Source organism: Streptomyces sp. Edi2 (genome assembly GCF_040253635.1).
Lineage (GTDB): Bacteria > Actinomycetota > Actinomycetes > Streptomycetales > Streptomycetaceae > Streptomyces.
This window is the reverse complement of sequence record NZ_JBEJGX010000003.1, coordinates 8,692,488-8,706,041: the sequence shown is the minus strand read 5'-3', so window position 1 is coordinate 8,706,041 and position 13,554 is coordinate 8,692,488. Positions and strand designations below refer to the sequence as shown.

14 protein-coding genes and 1 pseudogene are annotated in these 13,554 nt (G+C 71.1%); 8 read left to right on the top strand and 7 right to left on the bottom strand.

From position 1 onward, the window contains the following. The first annotated feature begins 11 nt into the window (after positions 1-11). From ABR737_RS41665 to ABR737_RS41650, 4 genes are all read left to right on the top strand, one after another. Positions 12-767 carry a type 1 glutamine amidotransferase domain-containing protein gene (locus tag ABR737_RS41665; RefSeq protein WP_350256337.1) on the top strand — a complete coding sequence of 252 codons (756 nt, stop codon included), beginning with the start codon at positions 12-14 and terminating at the stop codon, positions 765-767. Between the two features lie 273 nt (positions 768-1,040). Further along, complete coding sequence (locus tag ABR737_RS41660; RefSeq protein ID WP_350256336.1) at positions 1,041-1,775, top strand: lysophospholipid acyltransferase family protein; 735 nt, start codon at positions 1,041-1,043, stop codon at positions 1,773-1,775. A gap of 92 nt (positions 1,776-1,867) precedes the next feature. Then, positions 1,868-2,920: an NAD-dependent epimerase/dehydratase family protein gene (locus ABR737_RS41655; RefSeq protein ID WP_350256335.1), complete on the top strand. Its 1,053-nt coding sequence runs from the start codon at positions 1,868-1,870 to the stop codon at positions 2,918-2,920. 123 nt (positions 2,921-3,043) lie between these two features. Beyond that, positions 3,044-3,868 (top strand): TIGR02452 family protein, encoded by an 825-nt coding sequence (locus ABR737_RS41650; RefSeq protein ID WP_350256334.1) that lies wholly within the window; start codon positions 3,044-3,046, stop codon positions 3,866-3,868. 159 nt (positions 3,869-4,027) lie between these two features. Here ABR737_RS41650 and ABR737_RS41645 read toward each other — a convergent pair whose 3' ends face one another. Beyond that, positions 4,028-5,668, bottom strand: coding sequence for an alpha/beta hydrolase (locus ABR737_RS41645; protein ID WP_350256333.1), 1,641 nt, complete (start codon positions 5,666-5,668; stop codon positions 4,028-4,030). A gap of 636 nt (positions 5,669-6,304) precedes the next feature. Here ABR737_RS41645 and ABR737_RS41640 point away from each other — a divergent pair. The 4 genes from ABR737_RS41640 to ABR737_RS41625 all read left to right on the top strand — a co-directional run bounded on the left by ABR737_RS41640 (position 6,305) and on the right by ABR737_RS41625 (position 8,576). Next, the gene (locus tag ABR737_RS41640) at positions 6,305-6,688 is read left to right on the top strand and encodes a hypothetical protein (RefSeq protein WP_088801471.1); all 384 of its coding nucleotides are present in this window, start codon (positions 6,305-6,307) and stop codon (positions 6,686-6,688) included. 42 nt (positions 6,689-6,730) lie between these two features. Continuing rightward, positions 6,731-7,579 (top strand): hypothetical protein, encoded by an 849-nt coding sequence (locus ABR737_RS41635; RefSeq protein WP_350256332.1) that lies wholly within the window; start codon positions 6,731-6,733, stop codon positions 7,577-7,579. Between the two features lie 70 nt (positions 7,580-7,649). Then, on the top strand, positions 7,650-8,030 hold the full coding sequence (locus tag ABR737_RS41630) for a roadblock/LC7 domain-containing protein (protein WP_350256331.1): 381 nt from the start codon (positions 7,650-7,652) through the stop codon (positions 8,028-8,030). A gap of 171 nt (positions 8,031-8,201) precedes the next feature. Beyond that, positions 8,202-8,576 (top strand): hypothetical protein, encoded by a 375-nt coding sequence (locus ABR737_RS41625; RefSeq protein ID WP_350256330.1) that lies wholly within the window; start codon positions 8,202-8,204, stop codon positions 8,574-8,576. Between the two features lie 16 nt (positions 8,577-8,592). On the opposite strand, the gene ABR737_RS41620 is transcribed toward ABR737_RS41625, so the two are convergent. From ABR737_RS41620 to ABR737_RS41595, 6 genes and pseudogenes are all read right to left on the bottom strand, one after another. Then, complete coding sequence (locus tag ABR737_RS41620) at positions 8,593-9,435, bottom strand: urease accessory protein UreD (protein ID WP_350256329.1); 843 nt, start codon at positions 9,433-9,435, stop codon at positions 8,593-8,595. Beyond that, positions 9,432-10,127, bottom strand: a complete 696-nt coding sequence (gene ureG, locus ABR737_RS41615) for an urease accessory protein UreG (RefSeq protein ID WP_350256328.1) — start codon at positions 10,125-10,127, stop codon at positions 9,432-9,434. The genes ABR737_RS41620 and ureG overlap by 4 nt, the downstream gene beginning before the upstream one ends. Positions 10,128-10,183: 56 nt before the next feature. Beyond that, positions 10,184-10,859: pseudogene (locus ABR737_RS41610) on the bottom strand (urease accessory protein UreF). A gap of 140 nt (positions 10,860-10,999) precedes the next feature. Then, the gene (locus tag ABR737_RS41605; RefSeq protein ID WP_350256327.1) at positions 11,000-12,721 is read right to left on the bottom strand and encodes an urease subunit alpha; all 1,722 of its coding nucleotides are present in this window, start codon (positions 12,719-12,721) and stop codon (positions 11,000-11,002) included. Beyond that, complete coding sequence (locus ABR737_RS41600) at positions 12,714-13,025, bottom strand: urease subunit beta (protein ID WP_159473013.1); 312 nt, start codon at positions 13,023-13,025, stop codon at positions 12,714-12,716. The genes ABR737_RS41605 and ABR737_RS41600 overlap by 8 nt, the downstream gene beginning before the upstream one ends. Before the next feature lie 17 nt (positions 13,026-13,042). Beyond that, positions 13,043-13,345, bottom strand: a complete 303-nt coding sequence (locus ABR737_RS41595) for an urease subunit gamma (RefSeq protein ID WP_026170153.1) — start codon at positions 13,343-13,345, stop codon at positions 13,043-13,045. Between the last annotated feature and the right edge of the window lie 209 nt (positions 13,346-13,554).

Genomic DNA, 13,554 nt, shown 5'->3' with positions numbered 1-13,554 from the left:
AAGATGCCCCGGTGCGCGTGCTGATGCCGGTCCCCGACCGCGATTTCGATGTCACCGAGGTGGCGGTGCCCTGGCGGCTGCTCACCGATGCCGGCCACCGGGTCGTCTTCGCCACCGAACGGGCCGGTACCCGGCCCGCATGCGATCCACGGCTGCTGACCGGCGTCCTCTTCGGACAGCTCGGCGCCGCGGAACAGCCCCGGCGTTTCTACGAAGAGCTCACCCGGAGCGAGGAGTTCACCGCGACCGTCGGCTGGGCGGCGCTGGCCCCTGAGGAGTACGACGGGCTGATCCTGCCGGGCGGACACGCACCCGGGATGCGGCAGTACCTGGGCTCGGAGGTGCTGCGGCGGCAGGTCGGCAGGTTCTGGGCGCTGGACCGGCCGGTCGGGGCGATCTGCCACGGGGTGCTGGTACTGGCGCGGGCACGGGAGGCGTCCACCGGCCGCAGCCTGCTGGCGGACCGGCGCACGACCTGTCTGCCCAAGTACATGGAGCGGTCGGCGTATCTGGCCACGGCATGGCGGCTCGGCCGCTACTACCGCACCTATCCGGCGTATGTGGAGGACGAGGTCAGGGCCGCGCTGACCGGCCCGGACGCCCGCTTCGAGCGGGGACCCAGGGTCCTGGCCGCGCGGGGCACCGCGACCGACGACTCGGCTGCGTTCGCGGTGCAGGACGGGCGCTATCTCTCGGCGCGGTGGCCGGGGGACGCGTATCTCTTCGCACGCCGGTTCCAGGCACTCCTGGAGGCCCCCCGGCGGTGAAGCCCGGCGGCGGTGGGGCCCTCAGGAACGGCCCGTTGGCCCGGCCGGGACGCCGGGGCAGGTTGGCGGGCCGTTGGTCGATGAACGAGACGGCTAGGCACCGAGCACCGAGCACCGAGCACCGAGCACCGAGCACCGAGACAGCATCGATCCGGCCGAAGATGGTTACCGGCAACGACACTTGCCCATAGACTCACTGGCCGTCCCCGGGCACCCCGTGTGACCTGGAACGATATGGCCGCCCGGGCAAGCCGACCGAAGGGGAGCTGTCCTGTGCTCTACCAGGTGCTGAAGTACCTGCTTCTCGGGCCGTTGCTGCGGCTGGTGTTCCGGCCGAGGATCGAGGGGCTCGCCCATGTGCCGGAGGAGGGCGCGGCGATCATCGCGGGCAATCATCTGTCGTTCGCCGATCACTTCGTGATGCCGGCGATCGTGCCGCGCCGGGTGACGTTTCTGGCCAAGGCCGAGTACTTCACCGGGCCCGGTCTGAAGGGACGGCTGACCGCGGCGTTCTTCCGGGGCGTCGGGCAGATTCCGGTGGACCGGTCCGGGGGCCGTGCCTCACAGGCGGCGATCTCTTCGGGGCTCTCCGTCCTCCGCAAGGGCCGGCTGCTGGGCATCTATCCGGAGGGCACCCGCTCGCACGACGGCCGGCTCTACAAGGGGCGTACCGGCGTCGCCTCGATGGCCATCAAGGCCGGGGTGCCGGTGGTGCCGTGCGCGATGATCGGCACCTTCGAGGCACAGCCGACGGGCCGGCGGCTGCCGCGCATCATGCGGATCACCATCCGCTTCGGGGCGCCGCTGGACTTCTCGCGCTATGCGGGGCTGGAGGACGAACGCATGGCGCTGCGTGCCGTCACCGACGAGATCATGTACGCGATCCTCACCCTTTCCGGTCAGGAGTACGTCGACACCTACGCGGGCGAGGCCAAGGCCGCGGCGCAGGCACAGGCGCGGGCGCGGACACACGGACGGCGGGGGCACGGCAAGGGTCCCGCGGACTGAGCGCCGGCCGGGTCCGTCTCTCCGTGCGTTCCCCTTGCGCCGTGGGCGAACCGTACTGCCGCAGCCCGCTGACCGTCCGTAGGGTCCCGCCCATGACCTCAGGTAGCGCAGTGGTGATCGGAGCGAGCGGGCAGATCGGGCGGGCGGCGGTACGGGCGCTGGCGCGGGACGGCTGGGAGGTGCGGGCCGCGTCCCGGCGCGGCGGACGCGATGACTCCTGGCCCGGGGAGGTCCGCCCGGTGGCGGTGGACCGGGAGGACGACGCGGCGCTGGCCGGGCTGATCGGCGAGGGCTGTGACGTGCTGCTGGACTGTGTGGCCTACGGGACCGCGCACGCACAGCAGTTGGCCGCATGGGCGGACCGGATCGGTTCGGCGGTGGTGATCTCCAGCGGCTCGGTGTACGCGGACGGCCAAGGGCGCGGCTTCGCCACCATGGGCGAGCCGGACGGCGCTCCGGACTTCCCGCTGCCCCTCCCCGAGTCCCAGCCGACCGTGCCGCCCGGCGACGAGAATTACTGCACCCGCAAGGCGGCCCTGGAGCAGGCGTTGCTGGCGCAGGGCGACCGGCTGCCGGTGACCCTGCTGCGGGCCGGCGCCATTCACGGGCCGTACAGTCCCCTGCCCCGTGAGCTGTACTTCGTCAAGCGGGTGCTGGACGGGCGCAGGGTACGGGTGCTTGCGTACGGCGGCAGCACCTTCCACCCCGTGCATGTGGACAACCTCGCGGAGCTGGTCCGGCTGGCGGCTCACCGGCCGGGGACCCGGGTACTCAACGCGGGGGATCCGCAGGCGCCGACGGTCGCCGGGATCTCGGCGGCGGTGGATGCCGTGATGGGTGCGCCCCGGAGCGAGGTCGTGGCGGTGGACGGTGCCCCGCCGTCGTCCGGTGTCGGCGATACCCCGTGGTCGGGCCCGCACCCCATCGTCTTCGACATGACGGCGGCGGAGCGCGAGTTGGGCTACCGGCCGGTGACGACGTACGAGGAGTCGCTGCCGGAGACGGTGCAATGGCTGACCGACCGGGTCACGGGGCGCAACTGGTGGGAGGTGTTCCCCATGATGGCCGGCATCTACCCGGACGAGAAGCTGTTCGGCTATGCGGCCGAGGACCGCTGGCTGGCGGAGCGGGGCCGGCGGGGCTGAGGACAGCGGCGGACAGCCGGCGGGCTGCGGGCTGCGGGCTGCGGGCTGCGAAATCCGATCGCGAGGCGCGCCGCCTGCCCGTACGTTGATCACCATGAAGAACCGGATACGGGGGTGCCGACGATGAGCGCCCGGCTGCGTGGCATCGCACGGGAAACGGAACAGATCGTCGCGGCGGGCGCGTACCGCGCACCGGACGGGCGGCTGGTGGACATCGCGGCGGCGGTCGGACGGGCCCGGGCAGGGACCCGGCTGTACGGACCGCAGCCGGTTACCGTGGAGGCGCCGTCCCCGGGAGTGCGCACGGTGTTCGAAGTGACGGCGGAGGGCAGTCTCACCGCCGGGCGGCGGCTGGCCGAGACGGGCGAGGGGCCGCTCGCCGTGCTGAATTTCGCCTCCGCGCGCAATCCCGGCGGCGGGTATCTCAACGGTGCGCAGGCCCAGGAGGAGGCGCTGTGCCGGGGGTCGGCGCTCTACACCTGTGTGCGCGAGGCCCCCGACTTCTATGCCGCTCATCGGGCGGATCCGAGCCCGTTCTACAGCGACCGGGTGATCCTCTCCCCCCGTGTACCGGTCTTCCGCGACGACCGTGGCACCTTGCTCGACATGCCGTACGAAGCGGGCTTCCTGACGGCCGCCGCGCCGAACGCGGGAGTGATCGCGCGGCAGCGTCCTGACGAGACGCGCCGGGTGGCGGCGGCGCTGGCGGTGCGCGCGGAGCGGGTGCTGGAGGTCGCGGCGGCCGGCGGGCACCGTCAGCTGGTGCTCGGCGCCTGGGGCTGCGGGGTGTTCCGCAATGAACCGGCCGAGGTGGCACGGGCGTTCGCGGCCGCGCTGCTGGACGACGGCCGGTTCACCGGCTGGTTCGACCGTATTGTGTTCGCCGTGCTGGACCGCCGGGAGGACTCCCCCACCAGGGCCGCCTTCTCCGCGGTGTTTGCGGCGTGAGCAGTTGTAGCGGGGGCGGGGGCGAGCCGGGCCGAGACCGGGCGCCCTCGCGCCCCGGCGACGAAAACGGCGGCCGGGAGGATTCCCGGCCGCCGCTTCGTGCCGCCACGTCATGCCGGCATGTCCTGCCGGCATGACGTGGCGGTGATTCTTCCTCCGTTACCAGGCAACGCCCGGAAGGTCGGAGGCACCCTTGGCGGCGGCCTTCGCCTTCGACTTGCCCGGCTGGGGCGTGGCGTGCGGGGCGCAGGTCACGTCCTTGGCGTCGGTCTTCCCTTCCAGGAAGTACGCGTCGACCCGGTCGTTGATGCAGGGGTTGACCTGACCGGTGACACCGTGCGATCCGGCGTCCCGCTCGGTGATCAGACGCGAGCCCTTGAAACGGTGGTGCAGCTCGACCGCGCCGCCGTACGGCGTGGCCGCGTCACGGGTGCTCTGCACGATCAGAACGCTCGGCAGCCCCTTGCCGGTCCGGACCTCGACCGGTCGCTGCTGCTTGGCCGGCCACGTGGCGCAGGGCAGGTTCATCCAGGCGTTGGACCAGGTCATGAACGGTGCCTGCTGGTGGATGCGGGTGTTGTCGCGGTCCCACTTCTGCCAGCTGGTGGGCCACTTGGTGTCGTTGCACTCGACGGCCGTGTAGACGGCGTTGCCGTTCTCCGCCGCGGTGTTGCCCGCGAGATCCAGCAGGTTCGGGCCGGCGTTCTCCACCAGTGGCTTGGTGTCACCGGAGAGGTACGCGCTCCAGACCTCGGCGACCGAGGCCCACATGGAGTCGTAGTACGGCGCGTTCTGGAAGAAGCCGGTCAGCTCCGCAGGGCCGACGACACCGCTGATGGGGTTCTTCGCGGCGGTCGCGCGCAGCTTCTCCCACGCCGCCTGCACCTTCTCGGGGGTGGCACCGATGTGGTACGTGGCGTCGTTCTTGGCGACCCACTTCTTCCAGTCGCCCCAGCGGGTCTCGAAGGCGACGTCCTGGTCGAGGTTGGCCTGGTACCAGACCTTCTCGCGGGCCGGGTCGACGACGCTGTCGACGAGCATCCGGCGCACGTGGGTCGGGAAGAGCGTCCCGTAGACGGCGCCCAGGTAGGTGCCGTAGGAAACACCCAGGTAGTTGAGCTTCTTCTCACCGAGTCCGGCACGGATCACATCGAGATCGCGGACGGTGTTCTCGGTCGTGATGTACGGCAGCAGACCGCCGGTGCGCTCGGCGCAGCCGTCTGCGTACTCCTTGGCGAGCTTGCGCTGGGCGCGCTTGTCGGCCTCGCTGCCGGGCACCGGGTCGGCCTTGGGCGCCTTGACGAACTCCTGCGGGTTCATGCAGGAGATCGGCGCGGAGTGACCCACGCCCCGCGGGTCGAAGCCGACGAAGTCGTACGCCTTGGCGGTCTTGGCCCACAGGGCGCTCTTGGTGGTGATGCGGGCCGGGAACTTCATGCCCGAACCGCCGGGTCCGCCAGGGTTGTAGACGAGGGCGCCCTGACGTTCCTTCTTGCTTCCGGTGCTGACGGCCCGGTCCACCGCGATCTTGATCGTACGGCCGTTGGGCCGTGCATAGTTGACCGGGACCGTGACATAGCCGCACTGGATGGGCGACTTGAGGCCCCAGTCAGCGGGGCACTCCTGCCAGTTGATGCCCTTCTTGGCCGCGCGCGCGGCGGCGATCGCCACACCGCGCGCTTCGGCAGAACCGCGCTGGTGCTTGTCGCCCGCGCTGGCGGGCGTGGCGGCTATCGCTCCGGCGAGGAGCGCGCCGGTCACCAGGGTGCCGGCGGCACCGAGCGCTGCTGTCCTTCTCACGTGGTTGATTCCCCCTGCGTGGAGTGCACTGGTGGCGGGATGGTTCACAGACTTACGCAGGGATCCTGACCTGTGGCGTCCCCTCCTGAACAGGCCTGACGCACACTTCTTTACCAACCTGTAGGTTTTTTCGGCAGCCTCGGAGGCGGTGCGCGGGAGTGCGGACGTCCGCTCGCCCGTGGAGCGCGGCGGGCGCTGCGCCGGCCCCTGGGCGCGGACGCAGGCCCGGCCGAGCTGCCGGCGAACGGCCGGGGATCGTAGCGGAACCTCACCATTCCGGCCAACGAACGGGGGCAGCCGGTCAAGATCCCGTGTCACCCCCGCCCCACCCATGGGACCCTCAACGGGGCTGTGGCGAGACGGCATTGACGAGGCAACAGGGCAGCTCGTTGCCGGGTTATGCCGCCCGGCAACGGAGTTCACCACCATGGGTGACCTGCTGGAGTACGGAGCGGCGCAATGGCTTCCGAAGGGGCGCGCAGGGGCGAGAATACGTCAATTGCCGTAGACCTGCCCATCGGGCATGTGCCAGCCGCACACCTTCAGTAACCTTCCGTGAAGGCTCTCCCACTCACCGCCACAAGGGAGGGCTTCGGCGTTTCACGCCGCGTCCGACCGTCGCGAAGGAGAGCCGAAGTGCCGGGTATCGATCAGGTGTTGTCCCAAGCGATGGGGATTCCCGGCGTTCGATGCGCCGGACTGATCGACTGGACCAGTGGTCTGACCCTTGGCACGGCCGGGCAGGCACCGCACGACGATCACGACGCGGCCGCCGCGGACACCGCCGAGGTGGTGCAGACCGTCGCGCGCAACGCCACCTTCGACACCACCGGCGCCGCAGGCCCGGACCTCGAAGACCTCATCATCACGGCTGCGGGCAGCTATCACCTCATCCGTTTTGTGCACACGGCCTTCGACAGCCAGACCTATCTCTACCTCTGGCTGGACCGCACCCAGGCCAATCTCGCCGTCGCCCGGCTCCGACTGCGCGATCTGGCGGCGGAGCTGGTCGCGTCCTGACGGCGCGCTCCGCCACACCGCACGAACGGTAAGGGAACAGCCATGGGCCTGCCCATATCTCCTCACCCACCCGCCCCGGCCGGACTGCTCGACCGGTGCGCCGCCGAACGCATCACCGGCGCTCTCAGCGGCCCGCACGGCTGCCTCTACCTTCTCGACGGTGCGGTCTACTGCATCGAGAGCACCACCGCCCCCGGACTCGGCCCCCGGCTCACCGCGTCCGGCAAACTGCCGCCGGAGGGCTGGCAGTACGCCGCCGAAACGGCAGGGCCCCAGCAGGACGGCGGCCGGTTCCTGGTCAGCAAGGGGTGGCTGTCCCAGGGCGAGCTGGAGATATGCCACCTCGCCGCGCTGCTCGACGCCGCATTCTTCGCCCTGCCGCTGGCACCCGAGACCACCTCCTTCACCGCCGGTGCCGGGCACTGGCTGGGCGTCATACGCCCCGTCAGCGTCGTCGCCCTCCAGCAGGCGACGGCCCGCCGCCGGCTGCTGCTCGACCGGCTCCACCCCTGGGCGGCGGTCGACTCCTCACCCGTCGTCCCCGTCAGCCCACGCATCCCGGCCCCCACCACCAGCCGCCAACGACGGCTGCTCGACCGCGCCGACGGCCGCCACACGCCCCATGAACTGGCCCGGGCGCTGGGCCAGTCCGCGTTCGGGACGCTGCTCGACATCCGCCGCCTCGCCGCCGTCGGCCTCGTCCACGTCCCCCGGGCGTCCACGCCCCTCCCCCGGCGGCGGCCCGGCGCCTGCCTGAACGGTGCGGCCCCCGTAGCCACTGGAGGGACCGCCGCGACCTGGCAACTACCGGCACCGGATGTCCTCGATACCGCCGATCCGGATATTGCCCTCCTTGTCCGACTGCGTACGGCGCTGGAGGAAACCCTGTGAGCCCTTGCGTACGAAGACCGTGCACCCCATGAGGCGCGTCATCAGAAGGCACGCCGTGAAAAGGAGACTGATGACGATAGAACCCCGGCTACGGGAGGAATTGCATACGCTGCGCGATCAAGTACGCCATTTCCAGGGCGGGATGGTGGCGAGCGTGGACGGCATGGTGATCGCCCATGATCTGCCGGACATCGAGCCGGACGGCCTGGCCGCCCTCACCGCCGCGGCGATCGGCGTCGCCAAGCGACTCACCGACGCGACCGGACAGGGCGCCTTCGAAGAATCCCTGACGCGCGGCGCCGACGGGTATATCGCGGCCTATTCGGCCGGACGGCGCGCGGTCCTGACCGCCGTGGCAAGCCCGGACACCAACGTGGGGCGGCTCCATCTGCAGGCCAGAAGGGCCGCGGAGCGGATCGGCGCCCTGGTGGACGCGCAGCCCCGCCGATAGGAGCCCCCCGCCCGAGGCCCGCGCCCACATCACAGGCGCACCCGCAGCCGCAGCCACGAACGCAGAACCCCAAAGTCCAAAAGTTCGGAAGTCCGGAAGTTCAGAAGTCCGGAAACACGCACCGCAAGCACCCGGCTTCACCATCAAGGAATCGAAAGGTCTGAACCCCTCATGGCTCAACTGGAATCCGCCCTCGCCGACGCAATGTCGACCATCGAGGGCGCGGTCGGCGTCGCCCTGGTCGACTACACCAGCGGTATGGCCCTGGCCACCCTGGGCGACAAGCAGGCTCTGGACCTCAATGTCGCGGCGGCCGGCAACACCGATGTCGTACGGGCGAAGATGCGCACCATGGAGATGCTGGAACTCCAGGGCGCCATCGAGGACATGCTCATCACCCTGACCGCGCAGTACCACATCATCCGCCCGGTGACGGGAAAGAACGGCAGCGGTCTCTTCCTCTATCTGGTGCTGGACCGCAAGCGCGCCAACCTTGCGCTGGCGCGCCTCCGCCTCGCCCGGCTGGAGGCCGATCTGGAGGTGTGAGGCGGCGCGGCCGCCGTCACCCGGCGGCCGCGCTCCCCACGGCCGCGCTCCCGGCGGCCTCGTCCAGCAGGCGCCGCAGCCGCAGCGCGTCCGGGGCCACGGCCGTGGCCAGGGCCCCGGGGCCCGCAAGCGGTGCCAGCACGCCCTGCCCCTCGCCGTCGCCGGGCCGCTCGCCCGCCGCGCCGCCGAGCAGCCGCACCTCGGCCGGTCGCTCCTCGAACTCCGGCCCGACGATGAGGAGTTGGCCGAGCGCGCGGTGCCCGTCCAGGACCGCCGAGGTGTCCCAGCCGGGGACGCCGGGCCCGTACGCCGTCTCCTGGTCGAGCAGGGTCCGGCCGGCCCGGCGGACGGTGAGCCGGCTGCGCAGGGCGCCGGTCCGTTCCCCGCTGCGTCCCAGCACCTGTTCCTCACGGAGTACCAGGCGTGCGGTGGGGGCCAGATCGACGGTGGTGGTCATCCGCAGGTCGCTGCCCGCCGCCGAGATCAGCGGTTCGGGCAGCCAGTCGAGCCGTGCGCCCTCGCCCACCGTCAACCACACGTCGTAGCGGGCGTGCTCGCCCGTACGGCCGGGCAGCGCGACGGTCGCGGCGGCAGCCGTGAGGTGCAGGGCGCTGCCCGGCTCGGCGGTGGCTTCGATGCCCAGCCGGTCACCGCCGAGCGGGGCACTCATGGCGCCCACGACGCAGACCCGGGCCTGGTTGCCGTGCCCGCGGATGCGGCGCAGCGCGAACGGGCCGTCGCCGTCGAGGACGGGCAGCCGGGTGATCCCCTGCCCGTCGGCCCGCGCGACGATACGGGCGGTGGCACACAGCCCGGCGGCGGCGCGGCCCGTCTCCGGCGTGGGGAGTGCGAGGGTCATGCCGGGCTCGCGGTCCAGTCGGCCAGCCGCCCGCGGACCCACTCCGCGACCGGCCGGACGCCGTTCTCCGACTTCAGTGCGGTGAAGGCGACGGGCAGCTCGCCGCGCTGCGCCTTGGCGTCGCGGGCCATGCCCTCCAGGTCCACGCCGACGTAGGGCGCGAGATCGGTCTTGTTGATGACGAGCAGGTCGGCGGTGGTGACGCCGGGGCCGCCCTTGCGCGGGATGTCATCGCCGCCGGCCACGTCGATCACAAAGATCTGGGCGTCGACCAGGCCCTTGGAGAAGGTGGCGGTGAGGTTGTCACCGCCGGATTCGACCAGGACGAGATCGAGCGGGCCGGCCGCCTCCTCCAGGTCCTCGACGGCTTCGAGGTTGGCGGAGATGTCGTCGCGGATGGCGGTGTGCGGGCAGGCGCCGGTCTCGACGGCGGAGATCCGCTCGGCGGGCAGGACGGCCTCGCGGAGCAGGAATTCGGCGTCCTCGCGGGTGTAGATGTCGTTGGTGACGACGGCGATGGACAGCTCGTTGCGCAGGGCGCGGCACAGTGCGGCGACGGTTGCGGTCTTGCCGGTGCCGACCGGGCCGCCGAGACCGATGCGCAGGGCGCGGCGGGTGCCGTCGGGGCGTACCGGGACGGCGGCGCTGTAGGTGTGCCGCTCGGGGAAGGTGTCCTGGTGGTCGAGGTGCATGGTCACTCCGGTGGTGGGGTACAGCGGGGTGGGTTTCGTGGGACGGGCCGGCCGGGTCAGGAAGCGAAGAGCCGAACGGGCCAGGCGGCGTGCTGTTGGGCGGTGATGTCGAGCAGCGGCGCGGAGGCCGCCGGCAGTGCGCCGGTTCCTTCGGCCGCGGTCCGCAGCGCGGCCTCGGTGGCCTGTTCTGCGACCTGGTCGACCTCGGCGGTGAGACGTGCGAGCACGGCGGTGGCGTCGAAGGGGTCCAGGCTCAGCAGCCGGACGGCCGCGGTGGCCGGACCGCTGATGTTCTCGTAGGCCACGGCGTGGGCGGCGTCGAGCGGCGGCAGACCCGCGGACCGGGCGGCCAGGCCGAGGACGACGGGCTGGTGGGCGCCGCGGGGACGGGCCGCGGCGAGCGCGTCCAGCGCCTCGCTCGGCCAGGTCGCCCGGGCTTGCCCGCATCATCTGCCGGCCGAGCCGCCGGGCGACCTGCCGCAGCGCGGGTACGGGTGTACGGGCATCGGCGGCGTCGTCCAGGAGGAGCGGGTCGTAGCCGCCCGCGGCCGCGGCGGCCAGTCCCGCGGCGACCAGTCCCGCGGTGTGCAGCCGGCCCCGGCAGAAGGTCTCCAGGGTGGCGGCGTCCTTGATGCGTCCCGCGGCGACGGCCGGTTCGGCGCCGCCCGAGTGGGCGTGCCCCCCGGCGGGGAACCGGCCGTCGGCGAGGACGAGCAGCGCTGCGCGGCTCATCGGTGGTACGTGTCCTTCATCGCGGTACTCATCGGGGTACCTATCGGGGTGTGCGTCAGGGTGCTGATCGGATTGCTCATCGCGGCGTTGATCGGCGCGCCTCCTCGGACTCCTCGGGCTCCTCGGGCTCCTCGGGCTCCTCAGAAGAGGAAGTACCGCTGGGCCATGGGGAGTTCGGCCACCGGCTGCGGCTCCACCACCTCGCCGTCGATGGTCACGGTGAAGGTGTCGGGGTCGACATGGACGCGCGGCAGGGCATCGTTGTTGCGCATATCGGCCTTGGTGAGGCCTCGGGTGCTGTGGATCGCCTCGAAGGGCTTGTCCAGCACCAGCCGTTCCGGCAGCGCGTCCTCCAGGGCCTGCCGCGAGACGAAGTTGACCGAGTTGCCGCCCGGTGCCTTGCCCGTGGCACCGAACATCGGCCGCGGCAGCACCGGCTGCGGAGTGGGGATGGACGCATTGGCGTCGCCCATCTGCGCATAGGCGATCTGACCGCCCTTGATGACCAGCTGCGGTTTGACGCCGAAGAACGCCGGGTCCCACAGCACGAGGTCGGCAAGCTTGCCGTCCTCGACGGAGCCGACGACATGGTCGATGCCCTGGGCGAGGGCCGCGTTGATGGTGTACTTGGCGACATAGCGGCGGGCCCGGTGGTTGTCGGCACGGCCGTCGCCCGGGAGAGTGCCGCGGCGCCGCTTCATCACATGGGCGGTCTGCCAGGTGCGCAGCACGACCTCACCGATCCGCCCCATGGCCTGGGCGTCGGAAGACATGATCGAGATGGCGCCGAGGTCGTGCAGGATGTCCTCGGCCGCGATGGTGGAGGGCCGGATGCGGGACTCGGCGAAGGCCAGGTCCTCGGGGACGGCCGGGTTGAGGTGGTGACAGACCATCAGCATGTCGAGGTGTTCCTCAACGGTGTTGACGGTGTGCGGCCGCGTGGGGTTGGTGGAGGCCGGGAGCACATTCGGCTCGGAGACCATCGCGATCATGTCGGGGGCGTGGCCGCCGCCGGCACCCTCGACGTGGAAGGCGTGGATCGTGCGGCCGGCGATGGCGGCGAGGGTGTCACCGAGGAAGCCGGCCTCGTTGAGGGTGTCGGTGTGGATCGCCAGCTGGACGCCGCTCTCCTCACAGACCGTCAGGCAGGCGTCGAGGACCGCGGGCGTGGCGCCCCAGTCCTCATGGATCTTGAAGCCGAGGATGCCCGCCCGCAGCTGGTCACGCATCGAGGCGAGGGAGGTGGTGTTGCCCTTGCCGAGCAGTCCGACATTGACCGGCAGCGAGTCCATCGACGCGAACATCCGGGCCACGTGCCAGGCGCCGGGGGTGATGGTGGTGGCCTTGCTGCCCTCGGCCGGTCCGGTGCCGCCGCCGATCATCGTGGTGACACCGGAGGCCAGTGCCTCGTCCGCCTGCTGGGGGCAGATGAAGTGGACGTGGGTGTCGATGGCGCCGGCCGTGAGGATCTTGCCGTTGCCGGCGATGATCTCGGTCTCGGGGCCGATGACCAGGTCGGGGTGGACGCCGTCCATCGTGTCGGGGTTGCCGGCCTTGCCCAGGGCGGTGATCCGCCCGTCGCGGATACCGACATCGGCCTTGATGATCCCCCAGTGGTCCAGCACGACCGCGCCGGTGATCACGGTGTCGGGGGTGCCCTCGGCGCGGGTGGCGCGGGACTGGCCCATCGATTCGCGGATCACCTTGCCGCCGCCGAAAACGGCTTCGTCGCCGGCCCGGCCGGGCCCGCCCGCGCGGTCCTCGGTGATCTCGATGACCAGGTCGGTGTCGGCGAGCCGGATCCGGTCGCCGACCGTCGGGCCGAGAAGATCGGCGTACGCCTGGCGGGTCAGTTCAGCCATCGAGAGTGCCTCCGGTCTCGCCCCGCAGGCCCACGACGATGCGCTTGCCCCCGAGGGGGACGAGTTCGACCTCGGTGGGGATGCCGGGCTCGAAGCGCACGGCGGAGCCGGCCGGGACGTTCAGCCGCTTGCCGTGCGCGGCCGCGCGGTCGAAGTCGAGGCCGGGGTTGGCCTCGGCGAAGTGGTAGTGGGAGCCGACCTGGACGGGACGGTCGGCGGCGTTGAGGACGGTCATGCGCGTGAGGGGAAGGCCTTCGTTGAGGCGCACCGGCTCGTCGGCGTAGAGGATCTGTCCCGGGATCATCGTCTGCTCTCCCGTGATCAGTTGATGGGTTCGTGAACGGTGACGAGCTTGGTGCCGTCGGGGAAGGTGGCCTCGACCTGCACGTCGTGGATCATCTCGGGGACGCCGTCCATGACCTCGTCGCGGGTGAGCACCTTGCGGCCGGAGGACATGAGCTCGGCGACGGTGCGGCCGTCCCGGGCGCCTTCGAGGATGTGCACGGTCAGCAGGGCAATCGATTCCGGGTGGTTCAGCTTCACCCCCCGGGAACGACGTTTTTCGGCCACGTCTGCCGCCACATGAATCATCAAGCGCTCCTGCTCATGCGGGGTCAGTTGCATACGTTCCACCTCACAGTCTTCCCGCCTGGGCGCGTTCGCCCAGGTCACAGGCGCGGACACACCCCGTGACGATAGATGTACCACGCAGTAATTAAAGGCGGAGCAAACCGACTTCCAGCACTTGGCCATCAACAGCCCCAGACCCGGAGACTAGTTCGGCGGGATTTCATCGGCGTTACAACCAGGGACCTCTTCGCGTCTGCCCTTAT

What these genes read in the sequence shown, in the direction of transcription:
- ABR737_RS41655 (WP_350256335.1), top strand. Translation starts at nt 1,868, where the DNA reads ATGACCTCAGGTAGCGCAGTGGTGATCGGAGCGAGCGGGCAGATCGGG.
- ABR737_RS41650 (WP_350256334.1), top strand. Translation starts at nt 3,044, where the DNA reads ATGAGCGCCCGGCTGCGTGGCATCGCACGGGAAACGGAACAGATCGTC.
- ABR737_RS41635 (WP_350256332.1), top strand. Translation starts at nt 6,731, where the DNA reads ATGGGCCTGCCCATATCTCCTCACCCACCCGCCCCGGCCGGACTGCTC.
- ABR737_RS41630 (WP_350256331.1), top strand. Translation starts at nt 7,650, where the DNA reads ATGACGATAGAACCCCGGCTACGGGAGGAATTGCATACGCTGCGCGAT.
- ABR737_RS41625 (WP_350256330.1), top strand. Translation starts at nt 8,202, where the DNA reads ATGGCTCAACTGGAATCCGCCCTCGCCGACGCAATGTCGACCATCGAG.
- ABR737_RS41620 (WP_350256329.1), bottom strand. Translation starts at nt 9,435, where the DNA reads ATGACCCTCGCACTCCCCACGCCGGAGACGGGCCGCGCCGCCGCCGGG.
- ureG (WP_350256328.1), bottom strand. Translation starts at nt 10,127, where the DNA reads ATGCACCTCGACCACCAGGACACCTTCCCCGAGCGGCACACCTACAGC.
- ABR737_RS41605 (WP_350256327.1), bottom strand. Translation starts at nt 12,721, where the DNA reads ATGGCTGAACTGACCCGCCAGGCGTACGCCGATCTTCTCGGCCCGACG.
- ABR737_RS41600 (WP_159473013.1), bottom strand. Translation starts at nt 13,025, where the DNA reads ATGATCCCGGGACAGATCCTCTACGCCGACGAGCCGGTGCGCCTCAAC.
- ABR737_RS41595 (WP_026170153.1), bottom strand. Translation starts at nt 13,345, where the DNA reads ATGCAACTGACCCCGCATGAGCAGGAGCGCTTGATGATTCATGTGGCG.